Origin of the sequence: Streptomyces sp. So13.3 (assembly GCF_005860785.2) — a bacterium.
GTDB lineage: Bacteria > Actinomycetota > Actinomycetes > Streptomycetales > Streptomycetaceae > Actinacidiphila > Actinacidiphila fildesensis.
Genome location: NZ_CP048835.1, coordinates 8,689,698 through 8,712,189, shown reverse-complemented (window position 1 = coordinate 8,712,189; position 22,492 = coordinate 8,689,698). Strand labels below are relative to the sequence as shown.

The following is a 22,492-nucleotide window of genomic DNA, read 5'->3' as shown; positions in this document are numbered from 1 at the left end:
GTAAAGCCCAGAAGACCGTCGTGCGGCGATCGCGTCCTCTCCGAGTCTTCCGGACAAAACACGGATGTACGGGGAGTATGGCCTTCCGCTCTCCGCTCCGGAATCGTCCCTGGTCAGGGCCTCCACGTTTGCGCAACCAAGCCGCGCGTGCGGCGGGCGCTCTTGATGGCACATTCGAGCCGGATTCGATCCGGCCGGAATGACCGCCCTGAAAATCACGCTCTGACCTGCGGCGATATAAGGCGGCGGACGAGTCGGCCATATACGCCGGGTTCTGTCTCCGCTCCGTTGATCGGCGTGGCCGCTTCGAGCTACTGAGCCTTTTCCAACCTGCGTCAGCAGTGCGCCCGTTGGGCTGACAACAGGGTGAAGCCCCTGGTAGATGAGTTTTCGACCAAGAGAACCGTCTCCACCAGAGGCTTCGCATGCTGGTCTACCCGTCCGCGTCGACGTGTCCAGCTCCACGCTGCGCTTCCTCGCGCAACAACTGCGGCGGCACCGCCGTGCGATCGGGTCCAGGTGGCGGCGGCTGAGCGCGGGCCGCCGAGCCCTGCTCGCACTCGCCCACCTGCGCGTGGGACACACCTACGCCCAGCTCGCTGCCGGATTCGGCGTCGGAGTCACGACCGCCTACCTCTACGTCGCCGAGGCCATCGACCTCCTGGCCGACCTCGCGCCCGCCTTGGCCGACGCCGCCCGCACCGCGTCGACGAAAGCCTTCGTCCTGCTGGACGGCACGCTGCTGCCCATCGATCGCCTCGCCGCGGACCGCCCGTACTACTCCGGCTGTGAGTATGGGTGTGCCGTCCCGACGCGGGGCCTGACTCGTATTCTGGCTGGCCCTTGGTGCCTGGTGTTTGATCTGTCGGCCACCGCCTTCGTTCAAGCCGTCCCCACCCTGCGCCCAGCCAGCTCAGAGCGATGATGGAAAAGGCTCACTGTCATCGGCTACCGATACACCTTGCTCGGAACTTCGCAGGGGCTTGCTTGAGTGGCATTTCATGGATTATGCCAGGTTATGGTGCTTTCGCCGGTTGCCCGCTTCAGGAGATTGGAGATCATGGCGAGGCGGATCATGCTCTCGGAGTGTGCGGGTTTCGTCTCGTAGTCCCGTGCCAGTCGGCGGTGCATCATGATCCAACCGAAAGTTCGTTCCACCACCCAGCGTCTCGGGACCACGGAGAAGCCCTTGACCTGGGTGTTCCGCGGGACGACGTCGACATCGATGCCCAGGGCCGCTCCGCGTTCGATGGCTCGGGTCTTGTAGCCGGTGTCGACCCAGGCCTTGGTGATCGTGGGGTGGGCGACGGCGATCCGGGTGAGCAACTGCTTGCCGGCGTCGTTGTCCGAAACACTGGCTGCGGTCACTGTGACCAGCAGTAACAGGCCGAGGGTGTCGACGACGATGCTCCGCTTGCGGCCCACGATTTTCTTCCCGGCATCGATGCCCTGCGTGCTGCTGGGCACGCTGTGGGCGGTCTTGACGCTCTGGGCGTCGATGACGCAGGCGGTCGGCTCGGCAGTGCGTCCCACCTGCTCACGGACCCTCCGACGCAGCCGGACGCCGAGGTTCTCGATCGTGCCGTCGGCGGTCCAGGTGCTGAAGTAGGAGAAGACGGTGCTGGGCGGCGGGAAGTCGTGCGGCAGGTAGCGCCAGGGGATGCCCGTGTGGTTCACGTAGAGAATCGCGTTCATGACTTCGCGCAGGTCGGTGACCTGACCGCCCAGTCCGAGCGAGGTCTTCTGCCGTTCGGCCCTCCATGCCGTCATGGTCGGTTCCATCAGGGCCCAGCAGGCATCGGTAAGGTCGCTGAGGTAGGCGCTGCGGTTCGGCTGACTGGCCATAAGTCCGCTGACCCACAGTGCACTTGGCAGGGATATCGCTCGTTCGAGTGAGACGAAAGCCTCGTTCGCGGCATCCTCGAACCGGATAGGAGCTATCAGGCTAAAGGTGGTCGAACCATACAGCCGGGTGCGCTCGATCAGTCGCGACTTTCTCCTTAAAGGCCCCACCCAGGGTGATTTCGGCCAGGTTACAGATCTACCTAAATCGAGACATAGGCGGTGTATGTCCTCTCATATCCGAGGCGATAAACCGGGACATGACGCCCCGTCCGACCGGCGCCGCGACCGACGGGACTCCCCCGCCCGTGACCGACCCCGCCGCACTCAACCGCACCCTTCACTACACCGACGACATCACCGCCGCCGACACCGAGGCCATCGACGCATTCCTCGCCCCGCTCTTGGCTGTCCAGCGCGACGACCACTACGGCACAACCGGCTACAAGATGGCCTTCGCCCTGGACAGCCTCGTGCAGGACGCGGCCAACACCGCCCACTGGCAGCTGGACAAGCTGGCCAAGGACATCTTCCTCGACAGCCGTGACCGCCTGAGCTCCCGGCAGGACCTGCAACGCGCGTGGAACCGGCCGTGGAGCGCGGTCTACCCGTGGAACGCCGACACCGGCTACGACACCGCGCGCTGGAACCACCTGGACTACCTGGACCCGCAGGACCGGGCCCGCCAGGAGGCGATCGCCGCCCAGGCCGAAGCCGAAATGGGTGCCGAGACCGCAGCCACTCGGGAAGGGGGGCGTGGATGAGTTCTTCCAGGTATCGGCCCTCGATGTCGGGGTCGGGGACTTGGCATGGACGTACGCGTCGACGGCCAAGCCCACTGCGGCAGTGACCCGGCATGCCCGGCGCGTGGTCCGGCGGGCGCTGCGGGACGTTGGGGCAGGTGTCATGGCCGACTCCTTCGGTGTCTGCGGCGACGGCCGACGGGGCTGGGATACCTCAGCGGACGGTGAGGGTGCCCTTCATGTACTGGTGGATGTTGCAGATGTAGCTGTAGTTCCCCGCTGTCGCGGGGGCTTTGAACGTTGCGGACTTGCCGCCGGCGATGGTGCCGGTGTCGAAGGCCTTGGAGTCGGTGGCCGTGGCGGTGTGCGGGGTCTTGTCCTCGTTGAGGACGGTGACCACGGTGCCCGGTGCGACGGTCAGCGAGGCCGGGTTGAACAGGAAGTCCTTGATGACGATGCGGGCCGCTGCTCCGGACGCGGTGCCCGCGGGAGGTGAGGCCGGTACGGTGGAGGAGGACGAGCCGCCGGAGCTGGAGCTGGAACAGCCCGTCACAGCGAGCAGTGCGCAGATGGCACTCGCGGCGGCCAGGCGTCCGCGACGGGGACGTACTCGGTTGGCGTTGACGTTCATCTGCGGGCCCCATCCATCGACGGCAATGATTGACATGGGATAGCGATACCAAGGACGTGGTGCGCCCCGGTCCCCGACACGCTGGGAGCCCGGGGCGCACCATGCATCATCAGACCGTCAGTAGGGTGGTGCTGGCGGCCTTGTCCACGGGCAGGAAGTCGTCCGGGACGGGGTACTGACCGAGCACGTAGTGCAGGATCGCGGCGTGCATCGCCTCGACGGGGGCGATGGTGGCGGCGGTGCTGATCCCGGCAGGGCTGATGACGTTGTAGGTCGCGAACAGGTACGTCTGTGCGGCCTGGTCCTCCAACTGCAGGGCCAGTTTGGCGACGGAGCCGACATCGGTCGCCTTGCCGAGTGCGGCGGTGACGTCGGCCTGGTTGGACAGCGGCACATTGGTGATGGCGGGCTTGCCGGCGCCGGTCAGGACCGCGTTCCAGGCTTTGGCGTGGTCGGCGTGCTGGGCCATCGCGGTGGTGACGAACGTCGCCACCGCGGGCGGTACGGTGCCGAGTTTGCCCGCCTTGGCTGCGGCCAGGGTCGCTTGGTAGGCGCCCACGGCCTGGTTCTCCAGCGCGGTGGCCAGCGCGACGACCTTCAGGTCCCCGGTGTACTGGCCGCTGCCGGATGCCGCTCCGGAGGACGACGGCGACGCCGACGAGCCAGACTTCTTGTCGCTGCTGGAGCAGGCCGCCAGGGCCATGGCGGCCGCGACACCTCCGGCGCCGAGCAGGAAGCGGCGGCGCCCCAGGTTCGTTCGCTCCGCTGTGCGGATCTCCTCGGCCAGGTCGACGGCGCCGGCCCGCATGGCGGGCAGCGTCTCGCGGTGGGCTTCGTCCATGTCGCGGGTCAGTCGGGTGAGTTGCTGCTCGCTGATCTGCAGTTCCCAGCCGTCGTGTGCAGTGCTCACTTCACGGCTCCTTCGGAGATCGGCGAGGCGTTCTTGGTCGGGTAGAAGGCGTCGGGGAACCCGACGCTGCCGGCGGCGGCGGGCAGTTTGGCCGCGTCCGTGGGGATGGCGATGAGGTCGGGGAGGTTTCCGGCCAGCAGCGCCTGGACGGCCAGCAGTGTCGCACGGTGCTGAGCCTCGACCGGGGCGACCGAGGCGAAGAGCTTGCGCAGTTGTGCGTCGCTGACCTGGCCGACGTTCTTGGTGTAGGTCTGGGCGGCGACGTCCTCCAGCGTGATCGCCAGCGCGACCACGTCGGCCGGAGTTTTGATGGTGGGCAGGGCTTCCTTGACCACGGCCGCGTACTTGGGGTCCGGGCCGGTCTGGGCCTTGCCGCCCGCCTGGGTGGCGGCGGCGTTGAACGCCTTGGCGTGGGCCTGGTGCTGGGTGGTGGTCTTGGCGATGAACGCCGCGACCGTCTTGTTGCCGTCCTTGATGAACGGCAGCCCCGCAGCGGTCTGGTAGACGCTGATGGCCAGATTCTCCAGAGACGCCGCGGTCTGCAGCGCCATGATGTCGTCCGCGGTGGTGGCCGAGGCCCGCACGGAGGACAGCACTGCCGCTGCCCCCGCCACACCGGCGAGCGTCCCCGACCGCTGCCACCAACGACGCGACCGGGGCGCGGTGGCCTCGGTGAAGTCGTCCAACGCGCTGCCGGTGATCCGCAGTGCGTCGCTGTTGAGGTCCTCGGATTGCTCGCTGAGCTCTTCCAGCAGCCGGGTGTCGATGCGCTCTACGCCCATCACGCCCCATCTCTCTCGGCGCCCACTCCGTCGCAGGCACGTCCACAGCCCCTTCGGTGCCACGGCCCCAGCGGATTGCTCGCATCACCCGCGCATCGGCGAGGTTCACCCTCCCGGGTGAACAAGGGGATCCTCGAAGGACCGAAGAAGGCGCGGCCGACGGCCTCCGCGAACTCCCGGATGTCGCACAGTCGGCGGCATCTCGACGATGGGCAGCCGGTTCGTGCTCAGGATTTCGGCAATCGACGCGTGCCGCAGGTACAGGCCCGACATCCGACGCGGTTCTCGTCAGCCAGTGTCCTGATCTCTCCTCTGGCGAACGGCTGGCGTCTGTCATGGATGCCTGTCCACTCACCACGGACAGTGATCGGCGACGGCGACGTTAGAGAACCGTGACGGCGCTTCGCGCATCGCGTCGAAGGGGGCGGTGTCGGTCTCCGGCTGGATGCTGATCGACGGATTCGCCTGCAGAATCCGGATGGCATCGCGCTGCGCGACCAGCATGTCGACCATCCTGGTGATGATCAGGGAAGCGGCCGAGACGCTGGCGACGGAGGAGGAATACGAGCGGACCGCTGCCTTGCGTGAGCGGTACGTGCGCGAGACTTCCGTGGTCATCCACTCCGCTCGGGTCGACGGCATCATCACCCTCGTGTGACCTGAGGTACAGAGGAGGGAGGTGCGTCTGGCCGTCTCACCGAAGCAGGGCGCCCCGGGCCAGGAACGGCCGGCCATCCCCTCGGCGCAACCGCTGAAGCCACGACTCGTCGCCGGGGCCACGCGGGGCGGCAGGACGGATTCAGGGCCGTCCTGCGCATCAACGGCAGTACTCCCCGATTGGTCCGAGCGCCCACCCGTCAGTACCCGTAGCCGTGCGCGTACTCCTTACGGTGCAGAACCCTCGTACGGGTGATGGAGCCTCGGAAGGCTTACGCGACCGCTGGGACGGTGGTGCTCTGAGGCCTCGGGGGACCATGAGAACCGGAACAGAGGATCCCTGGCGCCGCCAGATGATCGGAGTCAGCTGTTCTACGGCTCTGACGTCCCATCGATGCCGGATGCCGTGGGCCACTTGCGACATGGTGGACCGGGCAACGTCCAACCGCCGAAACCCTCTGCCGGCAAAGGCCCCTAATGGGCGGATCCGCCGTACTCGGCGTGCTGGGTATGAACCGCGTGCTCTCGCTCTTCCGCACATGTGGGCGCCGGGAATGCTGTGCGCCGTATGCGAGCAGCGGCCTCGGCTACGATCTTCTCGAACTCGCTCCTGGTCATGACACACAGCCCTTCTGGGGGTGCCGGTGCAGCGGCCGACCGGTTGCTCCGGCGTGAGGACCCGGACCCGGGATCAAGATCCGGTACTCGGTGCGGCCCTCCCACTAGTCATTCGTTGCCGGCCGAAGACTGGATTGGTGGCCGGACGTGCCGCTGGTGGCCAGCTTGCGCGGGCTCAGGTTGAGGTTGTGGGGGCGTTGCCCGCAGGCGGGGCCGGCGCGGGCTTAGATTCAACGGATCAACGCAACGGTGCTGGTTGAGGACGGTATGTATGGCGAAGATGGGTCGGCCGGGGATGTCGGACGAGATGAAGGTTGACTTGTGGCGGCGGTGGAAGACCGGGGAGTCGATCAGTGTCATCTCGCGGCAGATCGGCAAGCCGCCCGGCTCGGTGTTCACCGTCCTCAAGCATCACGGAGGGATCGCTCCCTCACTCCGCAAGGCGCGCGCGGGCAGTCTGACCGTGGGTGCGGGAGGAGGTCTCGCGCGGGCTCTGTGCCGGCGAGTCCTACCGGACTTTGGCCGGCCGCCTGGGGCGTGCGGTGTCGACGATCAGCCGCGAGGTCAACAAAAACGGCGGACGCGACGTCTACCGGGCGATTGCCGCGCAGGAACGGTCGCTCGCTCATGCGAAGCGTCCGAAGCACTGCCTGCTTGCTCGTGAACCCGCTTTGCGGCAGCAGGTGTTGGTCTTGCTGAAGGAGGAGTGGTCGCCTGAACAGATCGTCGGACACCTCCGTCTACATCACGGGACCGACCCGCGCATGCAGATCAGTCACGAGACGATCTATCGGTCGATCTATACCACCCGCTGGAAGGTGGTTCCCCGCGAATTGTGCAAGCGCCTTCGAACTGGCCGCCCGATCCGGAAGAACAAGCGCCACACGGTGAAAGGCCAGTGGCGTTCGCAGATCATCGATGCCCGACCGATCGAGGAGCGGCCCCAAGAGGCGGAGCACCGCAGCGATTTCGGGCATCTGGAAGGCGATCTGATGATCGGCTCGAACAACAGCCAGGTCGCCACTTTGGTCGACAGGAAGTCGCGTTTCCTCACCGTCGTGAAACTCGCCAGCCGTCACACCGCCGTAGTCGTTCCCGCCCTCGCCAAAACCTACGCCCGCATGGACTCCCGACTACACGCCACCCTGACCTGGGATCGCGGCATGGAACTGGCAGCGCACAAGCAGTTCACCGCCGCTACGGGTGTTGACGTGTTCTTCGCAACCCCGCGCAGCCCCTGGCAACGTAGCACCAACGAGAACACGAACAAACTGCTCCGGCAGTACCTGCCCAGGGGGACGAACCTGTCGACGTTCAGCCAGGACGATCTTGACGCCATCGCGACGAAGCTCAACAACCGTCCGCGCAAGTGCCTGGGATTCCGCACACCTGCAGAGAGTGTTGCCTTGACCCGTTGAATCTAAGGCGGCTTCTTTCAGGAAGCTCACTTCCATCTCGAGTTCACGATTGCGCCGTTCGAGCTCCTTCAAGCGAGCCCGCCCAGGCACGGTCAACTCCGTGTCAGGGGTCGGCTCCAGCTGCTTTTCGTGCTTCTTCACCCAGCCGCGGAGGGTCTCCGGGTTCAGGTCAAGGTCTCGGGCAACCTCGGAGATCGTCTTACTCGACCGCAACGCAAACTGGACAGCTTCATCACGGAACTCCGGTGAGTACTTACTTAATGGCGCCACTTCTCCCTCGCTTCCTTGCTACACAGATCCTATTGGACCCATGTCCGGAAACCTCGGGGCTCCTCAGGCGGCCGTGGCCGGCTGGGTGAAGGAGGTGTAGCCGCACCTGGAACCACCGCAGCGGCGCTCGGAACCTGGCTCGTCTTCGAGGACGAGGCCGGGTTCTCGATGACGCCGCCGACTTCCCGCACCTGGGGCCGCCGTGGATCGACCCCGGTCATCCGGGTCCGGGGCCGTTCCCAGCGCCGCTTTTTTATAGCGGCCCTTGCTGCTACAAGCCCGGCGAACGATCCCGTCTGATCTACCGGCCCAGACGGCATACGGATCACAAGAGTGGCGGTCGCAAGAGCTTCGCCTGGACCGAGTACCGCGACCTCCTCATCGCCGCGCACCAGCAGCTCGACGGTCCGATCGTCCTCATCTGGGACAACTTGAACGTCCACAAGGACCGCCGGATGCGGGCCTTCATCGACGCGCACGACTGGATCACCGGCTACCACCTGCCCCCCTACGCGCCTGATCTCAACCCCGTCGAGAGCATTTGGTCGGTTCTCCGCCGGGCCAGCCAGGCGAACACGGCTTTCACCGACCCGGACCACCTCATCCGCAGACTCCGACATGGCCTCCGTCAGATCCAATACCGGAGCGACATCATCGACGGATGCCTCGCCGCGACCGGCCTCACACTCACGACACCACGTCTACAACCTCAGTAACCAGATGGCTGACCCTACTGGCGGCCCGCGCCGCTGATCTTAAGCGGTTCGCCGGACGCCTGGCAGCCGCACCCGCCCTCGCCAGCGGTCTTGGGCGCGCAGGAGCAGGAACCATGGCGCTGGCCGAGCCACCAGGTGCCGGCGGCGAGCACCGCCAGCACGATGGCGAGGGCGGGCAGCCAGCCCACCACCGGCCCCGCGCCGGCCCCGACGACGCCCGCCGTGATCAGGACGGGCAGTGCGCAGCACGCCACGCAGGCCAGCGCGGCCAATCCGCCCAGGGCCTTCGGCGTCTTGTGGGGGCGGGGGTCAGCAGCATGGTCCGGCATGGCGGTTCTCCTCGGCGAGGTGGGTGAAAGGGATGGGGCAGCAGGCACTTGCGGCGCAGACAGTCAGGTCGTTGCAGCCCGCCTCGACGGCCGCGGTCAGGGCGGTGCGGATGGTGGTCAGGTCGGCGATCTTCGCGTCGACCTTGGCGAGCTTGGCCGCGGCGCGCTCCTGGAGTCCTGCCACGGGGCGGCCGTGCCGGTGGCGGCCGGCCTCCAGGAGTTCGGCGACCTCCTCCAGCGTGAACCCGAGGCGCTGGGCGGCCTTGATCACCCGCAGTGCGGTCACCGCGTCCTCGTTGTAAAGGCGGTGGCCGCCGTTGCTGCGGTTCGGCTCGGCCAGCAGGCCGCGCCGCTCGTAGTAGCGCAGGGTCTGGATGTTCACCCCGGCCGCCTCGGCGACCTGGCCACTGCGCAGGCCCGCGCTCACTCCTGCACCCGGTCGGCCGTCCGCGCGGAAAGGGCGTCCAGGACCGTCTCGTGCGCGGGGTCCACGGCGATGTGCAGGCCGATCAGGTCCTCACCGGGGGTGGTGGTGAAGGTGAAGAACGAGCAGCAGCCGCTCTCGCGCGCCACCAGATCCCGGACCCGCTCCTCAATGCCCGGCCCGTTAGCCAGGTCAAGGCGCAGTCGCAGCGGCTCGGGCCTCGAAGAGGAGGTCAGCCGCTCGGAGAACAGCGCGTCCCACTCCGCGACCCGCAGGGGTCGCTCTTCGGTGGGCAGCGTGCAGGACTGCGGCACCCAAGCCAGATCGCTCATCGCACTCACTCCCGTCGTCACGTCCCCAGAGCGGGGACACCTCCGACGGTAAACCTGTACCTCGGTACCGGTTGCAAGTGTGGGGGCGGGGACGGCCCGGTCAGCGCCGTGCGTTCCCGGGGGCCAGCAGGCTGGGCGTCCGCACCTGTCGCCCCGGCCGGGCGCAGGGCGGTCAGCGCCTGCGCGTTGAGGTCGACCCGATCGATGAGCGCGAGACGTGACACGTCGTCCTGCAGAGCGGCGCGCACCGCGGATCCTCTCCGCCCGGCAGCACCGGTGACCGCTACTGTTCCCAGGCACTTTCCTCTGACGGCCACTCTGCCGCGCCTCCGGCTTCGGCCGCGAACGTCAGGGGGAAGTGCGGTGCGCCTTGCCGTTGCCGGGGTTGCTTCCCATAATCACGCGGCCGGTCGCGCCGTCGGTGCGCACCGCATATCGAGGAGGCTCCATGCGCAAGAGAACACTCGGTCCACTGCTCGTCCTCATCCTGCTCGTGCCCACCGTCTCGGCTTCGGGCCAGACCCTGTCACCCACGCCGGGGCCGGTGATCACCGCGCGAGCGGCCGAGCAAGCGGACGAGCGGCACCCTGCCGACCGGCGCAAGGTGATCCTGGACGCCGACATGGGTGAGCTGAACGATGACGCGGTCACCATGTTCATGCTCGCCAAGCATCCCTCGGTGGACCTGCTGGGCGTGACGGTGGTCAGCGGCAACACCTGGGTCGAGGAAGGCACAGCGGACGCGCTGCGCCAGCTCGAACTGATCGGACGCCGCGATGTCCCGGTCGTCGCAGGCGCGGGCGAGCCGCTCATGCCCGGCCGCAAGGTGCGGCTGGCCGCCGAGAACGCCCTGTACGGCAAGGCCCCTTGGGCCGGGGCGTTCGACAGCCCCCGTCCTCCCGCGTACGACCGGCTCCCCCGCCCGCCCTACGGCGGCTATCCCAGCACGCACCCCAGCACCTCGGCCGCCGCGGACTTCATCGTGAACCAGGTGAAGCGCTATCCGCGCCAGGTCACGTTCTTGGAGGTGGGCCCGGCGACCAATCTCGCGCTGGCGGTACGCACGCACCCGGAGATCGTGCCGCTCGTCAAGGAAGTCATCTACATGGGCGGAGCTTTCGACAAGCCGGGAAACATCACGCCCGCGGCCGAGTTCAACTGGTGGTTCGACCCCGAGTCGGCGCGCATCGCACTGCGGACACCCTTCCCGAAGCAGACGATCGTGCCCGATGACGTCTGCGTGAAGGTGCGCTACACCAAGGCCCAGTATGACGCGATCACCGCGGGAGCGCCGACTCCCGTCAAGACGATGTTCAAGGACCTTCAGGGGCCGATGTTCGCGGCAGACCCGCGGCGCAGCACCTTCCTGTGGGACGCGCTGACGGCCGCGGTCTTCCTCGACCCCCAGGTCGTCAAGACATCGCAGAGTCGCTATGTCGATGTGGATGCGTCCTTCGGTCCGGACTACGGGCGGGCGCTGGGGTACGGGCTGGACGAGTTCTCCGCGCCCGCGAACCCGGTGGGCACCCAGCGGGCGACGCTCATCCTGGACCTGGACATGCGGCGATTCTGGGACCTCTACATCGGTCTGCTGCGACGGCCCTGACGGCCGTCCGGAGCGATCTGCCGTCATCCAAGGTGATCCGGTGCGATCCGGTGCGTCCGGCCTCTTGCGGTTGCGTGCGTTGCTTCTCATAATCTCGTAACCCCGCCGCAACACGAGTTGCCAATTCGTGTTGCGGCATCCGGACCCTCCCATTCCATGACCGTTCCAGGAGCCGCACCATGGCAACACGGCAGGACGTGGCCCAGCTCGCGGGCACCTCCCCCTCGGTCGTCAGCTACGTACTCAACAACGGGCCCCGCTCGGTCGCTCCGGCGACCAGGGAACGGGTACTGGCGGCGGTGCAGCAGCTCGGATACCGGCCGAACGCCGTAGCCAGGTCGCTGCGCATGAGCCACACCATGACGCTCGGTCTGGTCGTTCCCGACGCCGCGAACCCCTTCTTCGCGGAGCTGGCCCGCGCTCTGGAGGACCACGCCTGGGCAGCCGGATACACGCTCCTGGTCGGCAACAGCGTGGACGATCCACAGCGCGAGGCGGGGTACATCAGGACCTTCGTCGACCGGCAGGTGGACGGGCTCGTCCTCATCCCCTCGCACGGTGACCAGCCCTGGCGGGCCGAGTTGGCCCGTTCCGGAGTGCCCAGTCTGGTCTTCGACCGTGAACTCGACGGTGTGGAGACCTCGTACGTACTGGTCGACAACGTGCGCGGCGCCCAGGAGGCGACCGACCACCTGCTGGCCCACGGGCGGCGCCGGGTCGGCTGCATCGCCGGGCCGCTCGGCATCCATCCCACCGTCGACCGTGTGGCGGGCTGGCGCAGCGCCCTGGAGCAGGCCGGGCTCAAGGCCGGGTCCGGTTCCGGCGGCCGCACCGGCTGGGAGGCCTGCCCGGACGCCGCGCCACTGCTGCACGGTTCCTTCGGTCGGCTGGACGGCTACCGGTCGGGTCGCGCTCTGCTCTCACGCGACCGTTCCGTCGACGCCCTGTTCGTCACCTCCGACGAACAGGCCGCCGGAGTGCTACGGGCCGCGACCGAACTGGGGCTGTCGGTCCCCGATGACGTGGCCGTGGTCTCGTTCGACGGGATAGCAGCCGGCGCCTACACCTGCCCGGCGCTGTCCACCATGCGTCAGCCCTTCGAAGCCCTCGGACGCACCGCCGTCCAGCGGCTGCTCGACCGGATGAAGGACCCGGACCTGGCGCTCAGCCGGGATGTCCTGCCCGTGACCCTGCTGGCCCGCGGCTCCTGCGGTTGCCCCGATCCGGCAGGCGGAGAACACAGCGATGAAAGCGGCGGAGCACAGCGATGAATGAACGACTGATCGTAGTCGGCAGCCTCAACATGGACCTGTCGGTCACCGTCCCCCGTCTCCCCCGGCCGGGGGAGACGGTCTCCGGCGCCGATGTGGTGCGCGGCCCCGGCGGCAAGGGCGGCAACCAGGCGGTGGCCGCGGCCCGGCTCGGCGCGGCGGTCCTGATGGTCGGACTGCTGGGCGACGACGCCCACGGTTCGGAGCTCCGGGCCGCCCTGGTTGCCGAGGGCATCGACGACCGGGCGGTGGCCTCGGTCCCGGACACGTCCTCCGGGCTGGCACTGATTGTGGTCCAGCACGACGGGGAGAACACCGTCACCCTGTCCCCCGGCGCCAACCGGCGCCTCGACGAGGCCACCTTGTGCACGCTCACCGGCGGCAAGGCCGCCCAACGCTCTGACACCGTGCTGCTCCAGCTCGAAGTGCCGTTGCCCTCCGTATTGGCCGCGGCCCGCGCGGCTCGCACCGCCGGAGCGCTGACCGTACTCAACGCCGCTCCGCTGCCCGAGCCCAGCCCGCTGCTCTCCCACCTGCTGCGGGAGACCGATGTCCTTGTCGTCAACGAGACGGAGGCAGTCGGCCTGCTCGGCCCCCCCTGCGCCGCTGCCGGAACGGTCCCGGACGAGGAGTGGACGGCACGCGCGCAGAAGCTCCGGCTGCTGGGGCCCGCAACCGTCGTGATCACCCTCGGCGCGGCCGGCGCGGTCGCCGCCGACGCGGCAGGTCTCCACACGGAACCGGGCTTCAAGGTCGACGCGGTCGACACCGTCGGCGCGGGCGACGCCTTCTGCGCGCAACTCGCCATCGCACTGGGCCTCGGCCGCCCGCTGCCCGGGGCCGTGCGTCTGGCCTGCGCAGCGGGCTCCCTGGCGGCCACCCGGCACGGCGCCCAGCAGTCGCTCCCTTCCCGGGCCGAGGTCGACGCGCTGGTGGTGGACGCCGATCCAGATACCGGTATCGGTGCGGGTACAGATACGGAGGCGCGCCATGCGTCCTGACGGGCTGTGGCACCCCCGGCTGTTGCATCTGATCACCTCGCTCGGCCACGGCGACCTCCTCGTGGTCGCCGACCCCGGACTTCCCGTCCGGCCGGGAACCGAGACCGTGGACCTGGTGTGGCAGCGCGGCGATCCGCCGTTCCTCCCGGTGCTGGCCGCTGTGCTCCATGAGCTTGTGGTCGAGCACGCCAGCGTCGCCCAAGAGGCTCGGGACCCAGCCCTCCTGGATGGTCTCGACCGCCAGTTCGCCGGCATCAGCGTCGACCGGGTACCGCACGACCGGCTGAAGGAACTCACCCTCGGTGCCCGCGTGGTCGTCAGGACAGGCGAGGCCACCCCCTACGCCAACGCGGTACTCCGCGCCGGCGTCCCGTTCTGACCCCGACGCCCGACTCGACGCCAAAGCGCGACGTCAGAGGGCGACAACAGGCCCTGACCCTGTTCCGTTCCCGCAGATCCTGCGGCGGGCCACCCCGCCGCACCCTCGGCACACCCTCAGCGCACCTCCAATGGAAGGCAGTCCACGATGATCCGCAAGCCTGTTGTCCTGTCCGCCACCGCCGCACTCCTGCTCGCGACGGCTCTCACCAGCTGCGGCCAGGAGGGCGACGGAGCCACGAGCGACGGCACTTCGAAGGGCGGAAAGCCCACCGTCTGCCTGGTAATGAAGTCGCTCGGCAACGAGTACTTCCAGACCATGGAGAAGGGGGCGCAGGACCACGCGAGACAGCGCGGCGACCTGACCCTCACCGCCAGCGGCATCCAGAACGAGACCGACATCGACGGCCAAGTCGCCGCGATCAACCGGTGCATCACCGACAAGGCCGCCGCCCTCGTGCTGGCTCCCGCCGACTCCCAGGCACTCGTCGCCCCGCTCAAGCGCGCCGTGAAGGCCGGCATCAAGGTCGTGAACATCGACGTCAAGCTCGACGACGCCGCGCTGAAGGCCGCCGGTCTCGACGTCCCGTTCGTCGGACCCGACAACACCGAGGGCGCACGGCTGTCGGGGGCGGTGCTCGCCAAGGCGCTCGGCAAAGACGGCAAGGTCGTCATCCTGGAGGGCAACCCCGGCGCCGCCAACGCCCAGCAGCGCAAAGCCGGTTTCGTCGCCGCGGCCGCCGCCGGCGGTCTGCGGGTGCTCGACTCCAAGACCGCGCACTGGGAGACCGACGAGGCCTACACCGTCGTGAGCAACATGCTGACCGCACACCCGGACCTTCAGGGGATCCTCGCCTCGAACGACTCGATGGCGCTCGGCGCGGTCAAGGCCGTGGCCGCAGCGGGCAAGAAGAACCAGATCAAGGTCGCCTCGTTCGACAACATCGAGGCCATCCGGCCGTACGTCAAGGACGGCAGCGTCGTCGCGACCGTCGACCAGTTCGCCGCGAAGCAGGCCGGTGACGGCATCGACCAGGCCATGAAGCTCATCGCCGGCGACAAGGTCCAGGGCTGGGTGAAGACCGACGTCAAGGTCATCACCGCGTCCGACCTCGGCTGACCAGGACCGGAAGGCGGAACCCCATGCCGGAAGGCAGAACCTCATGACCGCACGACTCCCGAGCCCCCCGGCCCCTGTGCTGGAGGCGACCGGGATCCGCAAGCAGTTCCCCGGCGTACTGGCCCTCGACGACGTGCGGCTCGAACTGCTCCCCGGCGAGGTGCACGCCCTGCTGGGCGAGAACGGCGCGGGCAAGTCGACCCTGGTCCGGATTCTCGCCGGCATCCAGCAGCCGGATGCCGGCGGCATGACGCTGGGCGGGAAGCCCTACCAGCCCGCCGACCCGGCGGCGGCCATGCAGGCCGGCGTCCAGGTCGTGCACCAAGAACTCAACCTGCTGCCCAACCTGACCGTGGCCGAGAACCTGTTCTTCCAGAACCTCCCGCGTCGCCACGGGCTGGTCAACCGCAAGGAACTGCACCGCAGGGCCGAGGAGCTGCTCGCCGAGGTCGGGCTCGAGGTCCGGCCGCAGACGAAGGTGGAGCGGCTAGGCATCGCCCAGATGCAGTTGCTGGAGATTGCCAGGACCCTGTGGCAGGACTGCCGGGTCCTGGTGATGGACGAGCCCACCGCGACCCTCACCCCGCGGGAGACCTCTCGCCTGTTCACCCTGCTGCGGGCGATCACCGCGCGCGGCACCGCCGTCCTCTACATCTCCCACCACTTGGAGGAGGTCTTCGAGCTCGGGGACCGAATGACGGTCTTCCGCAACGGCCGCCATGTGGCCACCCAGGAACTGGCCGGGACGAGCACCGCCGACGTCATCCAACTCATGGTCGGCCGCGACATGGAGCACGAGTACCCGCCGCACGTGCCACGCGAGCCGGGTCCTGAACTGCTACGGGCCGACGCGCTGCACCCACGCGGCGGCGAGCCGGTCTCATTCGCCCTGCATGCCGGTGAGGTCGTGGGCATGGCGGGGCTCGTCGGCTCGGGGCGCACCGAAACCGTGCGCGCCCTGTTCGGCGCGGATCCGCGCCAGGGCGGAACCGTTCTGGTCAAGGGCCGGCCGGTCCGCATCGCCTCCCCCAAGCACGCGGTCCGGCATGGCATCAGCCTGCTGACCGAGGACCGCAAGAGTCAGGGTCTGGTCCTCGACATGCCCCTCGCCGCGAACATCACCCTGGCCGCCATCGGGAAGATCTCACGCGGTGGAGTCCTGCGGCGCGCCGAGGAGAACCGGCTGGCCCGCCAGGCGGTCGACCGGCTCGCGGTGCGCACCCCGGGGGTGCGCCATCCCGTCAGGACGCTGTCAGGCGGCAACCAACAAAAGGTTGTCCTGGGCCGCTGGCTGCTGGCCGGCGCCGATGTCCTGGTGGTCGACGAGCCCACGCGCGGCATCGATGTCGGTGCCCGCTACGAGATCCACCAGCAACTCGTCGACCTCGCGGCCGACGGCAAAGCGCTCCTGGTCGTCTCCTCCGACCTGCCGGAGCTCATGGGGATCTGTGACCGCATTCTCGTGTTCTCCCGAGGCCGCGTCGTCGGCGAAGTGCAGCGGAAGGACTTCGACAGCTCACAGATCCTCGCCCTGGCCTACTCCGGTTACACCTCCGCCGACTCTCCGGCACCCACGAACGGTGACACCCCATGACTTCCGTAACGCTCGGCCGCAAACCGCACCCGGCCTCCTCGCTGGCTCAGCAGGTGATGGGCGAGGCCGGTATCGGTATCGCCCTGCTCGCCCTGGTGGCCATCTTCACGCTGTCCGCACCGAAGTTCGCCACCTCAGACAACATCACGCACATCGCCACCGAGATCACCCTCAACACGATGCTCGCGGTCGGCATGACCTTCGTCATCCTCGTCGGCGGCATCGATCTGTCGGTCGGGTCGGTCATGGCACTGTCGGCCGTCGTCTCCGGCGACGTACTGACGGCCGGCGGACTGTCCACGTCCGCCGCGGTACTGCTCGCCGTGCTGGTCTCCGCGCTGGTGGGCATGGGCTGCGGGCTGGTCAACGGGCTGGTTTCGGAACGCTGGCGTGTGCCGTCCTTCATCGTCACCCTGGGCATGCTCAACGTGGCGCGGGGCGCGGCACTGCAGTACACCGACGCCAAGACGCTGTACGACTTCCCCGAGAGCTTCAACCGCTTCGGCACCTCGACGCTGCTGGGGATCCCCACTCTCTTCTGGATATCCCTGCTGATGGTCGCGGTCGGACATCTGGTACTCACCCGGACCGTCTTCGGCAGGCTCGTCTTCGCGATCGGCAGCAACGAGGAAGCAGTCCGGCTCTCCGGGCACCGCACCGGCGTGGTGAAGGTCGCCGCGTTCGTGATCGCGGGCTTCACCGTCGGCATCGCCGCCGTGACGTACATGGCCCGCCTCAACATCGCCAGCCCGATCCTGGGTAGCGGCTACGAGCTCAACGCGATCGCCGCCGTGGTGATTGGCGGCGCCTCGCTGTCCGGCGGCAAGGGCTCGATGGTCGGCACGCTGCTGGGCGCCTGTCTGCTGGGTGTACTGACCAATGGCTTGCTGCTGATGGGTGTATCGGACTTCCAGCGCCAGATGATCACCGGCGCGGTCATCATGGTCGCCGTGGTGGTCGACCACTACCGCGGCCGGCTCGCCTCCCGCCTCGTCGCACGGCCCTGAGTCCCGCCGCCGGCGGCCCATCGGCAGGCGCGGCGCCGGAGGGCCACCGCCGCGCGTCAGGACGTCGAGGCCCCACCGATCCGCGCGGCAGCCGTTGAGGATCTTGCAAAGCCGGTGGCCGATCTTGAGGCAGTGCAAGTTGGCTAGGTGATACCCCGACCGACCACCCGGGCCGGTCGAAGCCGTCGCCCGGCAGCAGCACCAACGAGGTCTGAGAGGTCGTAACACGATCTTGTTGAGATGCCCTGGTCGGGCGTAACCGGTAAGATGATTCGGCCGTTCGTGATGGTGTGATTACTCGGCCGTGAATCGTGGATGACGACTTGTGGGCACTGATCGAGCCGTTGCTGCCGCCCTGGCCCGAGCGGTCCCCAGGGCGGCAGCAACGGCCGGTGGCAGACAGGCTCCGTCTGCAGGGCATTCTGTAGGTCCTCTACAACGATATTGCCTGGCAACTGCTGCCGCTGGAGCTGGGGTTCGGTTCCGGGCAGACCTGCTGGCGCCGCCTGGACGGTGGGAGCAGGCCGGCGTCTTCGACCAGCTGCACCGCATCCTGCTCTCCGAGTTGAACGTGGTCGGCGGACTCAACTGGTCACGGGCACGCGTGGACGGCTCCCACATCCGCGCGAAAGAGGTTTTGCCGACACCGGTCCGTCCCCTGTCGACCGGCGCAAGACGGGCAGCAAGCACCACTTGATCTGCGACGGACGCGGCACCCCGCTCAAGGTCATCACCACCGCGGCCAACGTCAACGACGTCACGCAGAGCCCCGCCCTGGTCGACGGTATCGCGCCGGTAGCGGGTCGCCCGGCAGGGCTGATTCAAAGTCCAGGTGATCATGTGGCAATGCTGGTCAGGCAAGCCCGAGCAGGTCGAGCGAGCGGGTGAACGGCGTGTAGGAGACCTCCCGCAGTCCGGCGGCGATACTGTGGTGGCCGGCGTCCCAAAGGGTGTTGATCGCGAAGTTCCGCAGCGTGGCCATGTTCTCCGGTCCGTGTCCGGTCCGGACCTTGGAGGCGTCCTCGGCGAACGTCACGTCTCTGACGTGGTGGACGGCCTCGATGCCCCACTGCGACCTGGCGAGACGGCCGATGAGCTGCGGCGATGCCTCACGCGCGGTCATGTCAGTGATGGCGTGGACGGTCTGTCGGGTGACCTTGCGGGTCTTGACGTCGGTGCGATGCCGCAGGATCTTCGCCGCCTGGACGACGTGGGGGACTCCAGGCCGAGGCCGGTGACCGTGAGCGTGCGTACCGAGCGGGTCTCGCGCCGCCCGTGCCCGGCAGCATCAAGATCAATGAGGCTACGAAGTCGTTTCATTTGGTGAGTCGGCGGTGGTTGATGAGGCTGGTGGCGATGGCAGTGAACGCCAGGAAGTGCTCGGGCTTGCGTTCGTAGCGTCGGTGGAGGCGACGACATCCGCCGAGCCAGGACATGGTGCGCTCGACCACCCAGCGGTGTTGGCCCAGGCGTTGTGAGTTCTCAACGCCGCGCCGGGCGATGCGAGGAATGATGTTCTGCTCGCGGAGCCATCGACGCAGGTAGGGATAGTCGTAGCCCTTGTCGCCGCGGAGCTTTGCCGGGCGGCGACGCCGCGGACCGCGAGGGCTGCGGACGGGCGGGATCCCCATGACCAGCGGTTGCAGGGCCAGGCTGTCGTGGGTATTGGCGGCCGAGATGGCGACAGAGACGGGCAGGTCGGCACGATCGACGACGAGATGGATTTTCGATCCCAACTTGCCGCGATCGGTCGGATTCGGTCCGGTCAGCTGCCCCCTTTGAGGGCGCGGACACTTACGGAGTCAACGGCGAATCGTGACCAGTCCAAACCCCCCTGAGCACCGAGTTCATCGAGGATGACGCGGTGCAGGCGGGCCCAGACACGCAGCTGGGTCCACCGCGCAAAACGTCGGTAGACGGTGGGCCAGGCCGGCCCGAACACCGGCGGTAACTGCCGCCAGGAGCATCCAGACGTGGCCACGAACACGATCGCGGTCAGGCATTCACGGTCGCCGGCCCGCCGACGGCCCCCGCCCTGCGGACGCACCACCACCGTCTCCGGCACCACCCGCCGAAACAACTCCCACAACTCATCCGAGACCAGATGCTCAGCAAGACTCGTCATACCAACACAATGACAACCCCCGCCAAAGGAAACGTCGTCTTATTACTCACGGCAGCTCTTTATGGAGGCGAGGGGACCTGGCTAACGGGCTGCGGCCGAGCTGGCCGGTCCTCACCACCCGGCCCGATTACGTGACTGCATTCAGACGGGCTTCTGAAACACCGCGACGCCGGGCAAGTCACCGCGCGAACCCGCCGCGGAACGCGGCAGAAAGCGGCCATCCCCGTGCGGGTTCCCCACCAGGGGCGTCCAGGATTCTGCGAACTCGCGTGCTTTGAACCTGTCAACCATCAAGGTCTCCCCGCGCGAGCGGGGGTAGTTCGAGGATGACCTAGCCAACGCCATGAACCAACCGGTAACTACCATGCCCGCGCAGCCAGCAAGCTGTCTGCCCCAGCGTCGAGCTGCTGCAGACACGTACGATGCCGTTCGTTCCAGGCCGAGCACCGATGCACGAACCCCAGCCCAGATGCAGCCTCGACCACTGCGCAGAGCCCCAAGAATGGCCACCGACCCTGGGACTCTTCTGGGACTTCCGGCCGCATCAACGGGCATTACCGTGAAACAACCGAAAGACCATATTCGCTGGTCGGCGCCCAGCAGCCTGCCATTCCGGCAGGTCACGGACTCGCGTGGTCCCTTCCGCGACATCTGACTGGGCGAATGCGGACACCTCCTCTGAGCGCTTACGCAAAGCGAATCGGCACGACCCACACCTGCACCGCCAGACGGGACAGGCGATGCTCCTACGGCAGTACCTCTTGGGGAGAATTTGGGGAGTGCGAGCGCCTCTGGGGAGCGCGTGGGGAGTATCAACTGCACAACCGGGCACGAGTCTGAAAGAAAGACGGATCCGCCCAGGCCAGAGCCCCGTTCAGCGACATCACTCCAGGTCAAAGCCGTCAGCTGGACAACTTCACGACGTACGCGCCGAGGTCGTCGGCCTCTCCCCTCCGGCGCGGATCCGCCCTCGCGCCGGGGCACATAGCGGATTTCCGTTACTTCATTCAGATTCCCAGGACGTCCGACTCATTAGCCGGCGCGGCTGGCTCGCGGGACGGCGGACAAGTGTCGTCATCAGCCCTGTGGGGTTCGTCGCACATAGACAGCCACGAAGGTTTCCGAGGGGCGAGTCGCGCCTACGCCGACAATGATGTTTTCCGTAGCACTGCGAGAGCGCTGGCAGCTCCACAGGTCAGTGATCCTGCCTGGCAAAGCCGAGAGGCACAGCGCAGAGAACCTCGGAGTGGAGACGAAAATATATGGGTTCGGGCCCGTCCGGCTGGGTCTACCTCGTCTGCAGTGAACGACGCCTGCGGCCCGGCACGGGGCCTCGCAGCCGTCCCAGCACGATCCCAGCACGGTAGAGATGATCAAGGGTGATGACAGGTGTCGAAGGGTGAGTTATCCCAGCACCATCCCAGCACGGGAAAAACCAGGGGCCCGGCTTCGAAAAACCGGACCCCTCTTGACCTGCACGTTTGCCAGGTCATCGTCGCAATGCTATGAAGCCCGATTCAGCGCCCCTGGAGGGCCTTGACGTTGTTCCCGAAGGTCCATCCCTTCGAGCCGTCCCAGTTGATGGACCAGGTCATGAGCCCCTTGAGGCCGCCGCTGTACTTGTTCCAGGCCTGGGACACCAGGTTCGGTGCCATGTACCCGCCCCCGGCGCCCGGTTGGGCGGGCAGTCCCGGGACCTGCTTGTCGTAGGGGACCTTGATGGTGGTGCCCTGGACGACGAGTCCCTTGTTCAGGCAGTCGGTCTGCGCGGTGAACCCCGCGACCGTGCCGGCGGAGTAGGAGTCGCCGGAGCACCCGTACATGCTGCCGTTGTAGTACTGCATGTTCAGCCACCACAGCCGGCCGTTGTCCGCGTACTTCTTGACGATGGGCAGGTACGCGCCCCAGATCGAGCCGTAGGCCACGCTGCCGCCGGTGACGTAGGCGGTCTCGGGCGCCATGGTCAGACCGAAGTTCGAGGGCATCTGGGCGAGGACGCCGTCGATGATGCGCACGAGGTTGGCCTGCGAGGCGGACAGCTTGGTGATGGTGCCGCTGCCGATGAGACCGGTCTCGATGTCGATGTCGATGCCGTCGAAGTTGTACGCCTTGAGGATCGGCACCACGGTCGCGATGAACCGGTCCGCGACAGCGGTGGAGTTGAGGTCGATCCCTGCCGCCGCACCGCCGATGGACATCAGGATCGTCTGACCGGCTGCCTTGGCCTGGCACATCTCGGCCGGGGTCGGCACCTTCACGGTCGAGTCCATCCCGTCCTGCCACAGGACGGTGCCGTCCGAGTGGATGACGGGGAACGCCGCGTTGATGACGTTGTAGCCGTGATCATGGATGCGGGCGTCGGTGATCGGGATCCAGCCGAGCGGGGGGTGCACACCGTTCGCGGCGCCGTCCCAGTTCTCCCAGTACCCCTGGAGTACCTTGCCCGCCGGCTTCGACTTGACCGCGCACACGGTGGCCTGGGGTGCGGCGCTCGGCGCCGCGGCGACGAGCATCTGGACGGCGAAGGCCGTCGCCAGGCCGACTCCCAGCAGACGTGATGTCCGACCGATCATGTTTCGCTCCGTCTCTCCATGAACACCATCACCGGGTCCACATGGCGTCCACGGGCGCAGGACAGTGGGTGAGTTGGCAGAAGGCACAGGACTCGTCGCGAGCGTCGCCCACGGTAGATTGGTCCAGACCTACCGTCAATAGGTC

General features: G+C 67.6%; 21 protein-coding genes and 3 pseudogenes. 13 read left to right on the top strand and 11 right to left on the bottom strand.

Features of this window, described 5'->3' with window-relative positions; all coding sequences use genetic code 11:
- Nucleotides 1-425: 425 nt before the first annotated feature.
- Nucleotides 426-787, top strand: a pseudogene (locus C8250_RS38835) (transposase family protein); the annotation flags it as partial.
- A 212-nt stretch (nt 788-999) separates the two neighbouring features.
- Here C8250_RS38835 and C8250_RS38830 read toward each other — a convergent pair.
- Nucleotides 1,000-1,845, bottom strand: a complete 846-nt coding sequence (locus C8250_RS38830; protein WP_138359495.1) for an IS5 family transposase — start codon at nt 1,843-1,845, stop codon at nt 1,000-1,002.
- A gap of 257 nt (nt 1,846-2,102) precedes the next feature.
- On the opposite strand from C8250_RS38830, the gene C8250_RS38825 reads away from it, so the two are divergent.
- The gene (locus tag C8250_RS38825; protein WP_138359491.1) at nt 2,103-2,606 is read left to right on the top strand and encodes a hypothetical protein; all 504 of its coding nucleotides are present in this window, start codon (nt 2,103-2,105) and stop codon (nt 2,604-2,606) included.
- 193 nt (nt 2,607-2,799) lie between these two features.
- Here the strand turns inward: C8250_RS38825 and C8250_RS38820 are convergent, their stop codons facing one another.
- The 4 genes from C8250_RS38820 to C8250_RS38805 all read right to left on the bottom strand — a co-directional run bounded on the left by C8250_RS38820 (nt 2,800) and on the right by C8250_RS38805 (nt 5,421).
- Nucleotides 2,800-3,252 (bottom strand): cupredoxin domain-containing protein, encoded by a 453-nt coding sequence (locus tag C8250_RS38820; protein WP_232486325.1) that lies wholly within the window; start codon nt 3,250-3,252, stop codon nt 2,800-2,802.
- A 73-nt stretch (nt 3,253-3,325) separates the two neighbouring features.
- Nucleotides 3,326-4,126: a ferritin-like domain-containing protein gene (locus C8250_RS38815; protein WP_244809650.1), complete on the bottom strand. Its 801-nt coding sequence runs from the start codon at nt 4,124-4,126 to the stop codon at nt 3,326-3,328.
- Nucleotides 4,123-4,908 carry a ferritin-like domain-containing protein gene (locus tag C8250_RS38810; RefSeq protein ID WP_187145159.1) on the bottom strand — a complete coding sequence of 262 codons (786 nt, stop codon included), beginning with the start codon at nt 4,906-4,908 and terminating at the stop codon, nt 4,123-4,125. The genes C8250_RS38815 and C8250_RS38810 overlap by 4 nt, the downstream gene beginning before the upstream one ends.
- Before the next feature lie 351 nt (nt 4,909-5,259).
- Nucleotides 5,260-5,421 (bottom strand): hypothetical protein, encoded by a 162-nt coding sequence (locus tag C8250_RS38805; protein WP_187145158.1) that lies wholly within the window; start codon nt 5,419-5,421, stop codon nt 5,260-5,262.
- Here C8250_RS38805 and C8250_RS38800 point away from each other — a divergent pair.
- From C8250_RS38800 to C8250_RS38790, 3 genes and pseudogenes are all read left to right on the top strand, one after another.
- Nucleotides 5,411-5,566 (top strand): hypothetical protein, encoded by a 156-nt coding sequence (locus tag C8250_RS38800; protein WP_187145157.1) that lies wholly within the window; start codon nt 5,411-5,413, stop codon nt 5,564-5,566. The genes C8250_RS38805 and C8250_RS38800 overlap by 11 nt on opposite strands.
- 1,084 nt (nt 5,567-6,650) lie before the next feature.
- The gene (locus tag C8250_RS38795) at nt 6,651-7,601 is read left to right on the top strand and encodes an IS30 family transposase (RefSeq protein WP_198357581.1); all 951 of its coding nucleotides are present in this window, start codon (nt 6,651-6,653) and stop codon (nt 7,599-7,601) included.
- Nucleotides 7,602-8,039: 438 nt separating this feature from the next.
- Nucleotides 8,040-8,587: pseudogene (locus C8250_RS38790) on the top strand (transposase).
- A 14-nt stretch (nt 8,588-8,601) separates the two neighbouring features.
- Here the strand turns inward: C8250_RS38790 and C8250_RS38785 are convergent.
- The 3 genes from C8250_RS38785 to C8250_RS38775 are packed head-to-tail and all read right to left on the bottom strand — an operon-like array spanning nt 8,602 to nt 9,672.
- Nucleotides 8,602-8,916, bottom strand: a complete 315-nt coding sequence (locus C8250_RS38785; protein WP_138354441.1) for a hypothetical protein — start codon at nt 8,914-8,916, stop codon at nt 8,602-8,604.
- Nucleotides 8,897-9,343 carry a MerR family transcriptional regulator gene (locus C8250_RS38780; RefSeq protein WP_138354440.1) on the bottom strand — a complete coding sequence of 149 codons (447 nt, stop codon included), beginning with the start codon at nt 9,341-9,343 and terminating at the stop codon, nt 8,897-8,899. The genes C8250_RS38785 and C8250_RS38780 overlap by 20 nt, the downstream gene beginning before the upstream one ends.
- Nucleotides 9,340-9,672 carry a hypothetical protein gene (locus tag C8250_RS38775; RefSeq protein ID WP_138354439.1) on the bottom strand — a complete coding sequence of 111 codons (333 nt, stop codon included), beginning with the start codon at nt 9,670-9,672 and terminating at the stop codon, nt 9,340-9,342. The genes C8250_RS38780 and C8250_RS38775 overlap by 4 nt, the downstream gene beginning before the upstream one ends.
- 448 nt (nt 9,673-10,120) lie before the next feature.
- Here C8250_RS38775 and C8250_RS38770 point away from each other — a divergent pair, with 448 nt between their 5' ends.
- From C8250_RS38770 to C8250_RS44110, 8 genes and pseudogenes are all read left to right on the top strand, one after another.
- Nucleotides 10,121-11,278: a nucleoside hydrolase gene (locus C8250_RS38770; RefSeq protein ID WP_138354438.1), complete on the top strand. Its 1,158-nt coding sequence runs from the start codon at nt 10,121-10,123 to the stop codon at nt 11,276-11,278.
- 179 nt (nt 11,279-11,457) lie between these two features.
- The gene (locus C8250_RS38765; protein ID WP_138354437.1) at nt 11,458-12,549 is read left to right on the top strand and encodes a LacI family DNA-binding transcriptional regulator; all 1,092 of its coding nucleotides are present in this window, start codon (nt 11,458-11,460) and stop codon (nt 12,547-12,549) included.
- Nucleotides 12,546-13,550, top strand: coding sequence for a ribokinase (locus tag C8250_RS38760; protein WP_138354436.1), 1,005 nt, complete (start codon nt 12,546-12,548; stop codon nt 13,548-13,550). Before C8250_RS38765 ends, C8250_RS38760 begins: the two co-directional genes overlap by 4 nt.
- A complete protein-coding gene (gene rbsD, locus C8250_RS38755) occupies nt 13,540-13,929 on the top strand; it encodes a D-ribose pyranase (protein WP_138354435.1) in 390 nt (129 codons plus the stop codon). Before C8250_RS38760 ends, rbsD begins: the two co-directional genes overlap by 11 nt.
- A gap of 147 nt (nt 13,930-14,076) precedes the next feature.
- Nucleotides 14,077-15,048: a sugar ABC transporter substrate-binding protein gene (locus C8250_RS38750; protein WP_138354434.1), complete on the top strand. Its 972-nt coding sequence runs from the start codon at nt 14,077-14,079 to the stop codon at nt 15,046-15,048.
- 43 nt (nt 15,049-15,091) lie between these two features.
- Nucleotides 15,092-16,642: a sugar ABC transporter ATP-binding protein gene (locus tag C8250_RS38745; RefSeq protein ID WP_138354433.1), complete on the top strand. Its 1,551-nt coding sequence runs from the start codon at nt 15,092-15,094 to the stop codon at nt 16,640-16,642.
- Nucleotides 16,639-17,649 (top strand): ABC transporter permease, encoded by a 1,011-nt coding sequence (locus C8250_RS38740; RefSeq protein ID WP_138354432.1) that lies wholly within the window; start codon nt 16,639-16,641, stop codon nt 17,647-17,649. Before C8250_RS38745 ends, C8250_RS38740 begins: the two co-directional genes overlap by 4 nt.
- A 588-nt stretch (nt 17,650-18,237) precedes the next feature.
- A pseudogene (locus C8250_RS44110) lies at nt 18,238-18,453 on the top strand (transposase); the annotation flags it as partial.
- A gap of 49 nt (nt 18,454-18,502) precedes the next feature.
- On the opposite strand, the gene C8250_RS38730 reads toward C8250_RS44110, so the two are convergent.
- The 3 genes from C8250_RS38730 to C8250_RS38720 form a co-directional block, all read right to left on the bottom strand.
- A complete protein-coding gene (locus C8250_RS38730; protein WP_346268806.1) occupies nt 18,503-18,838 on the bottom strand; it encodes a hypothetical protein in 336 nt (111 codons plus the stop codon).
- 127 nt (nt 18,839-18,965) lie between these two features.
- A protein-coding gene (locus C8250_RS38725; protein WP_138354430.1) for an IS5 family transposase occupies nt 18,966-19,774 on the bottom strand; the annotation gives its coding sequence in 2 pieces (ribosomal slippage) (nt 18,966-19,424 and nt 19,427-19,774; 807 coding nt in all).
- Between the two features lie 1,517 nt (nt 19,775-21,291).
- The gene (locus C8250_RS38720) at nt 21,292-22,347 is read right to left on the bottom strand and encodes a chitinase (protein ID WP_138354429.1); all 1,056 of its coding nucleotides are present in this window, start codon (nt 22,345-22,347) and stop codon (nt 21,292-21,294) included.
- Between the last annotated feature and the right edge of the window lie 145 nt (nt 22,348-22,492).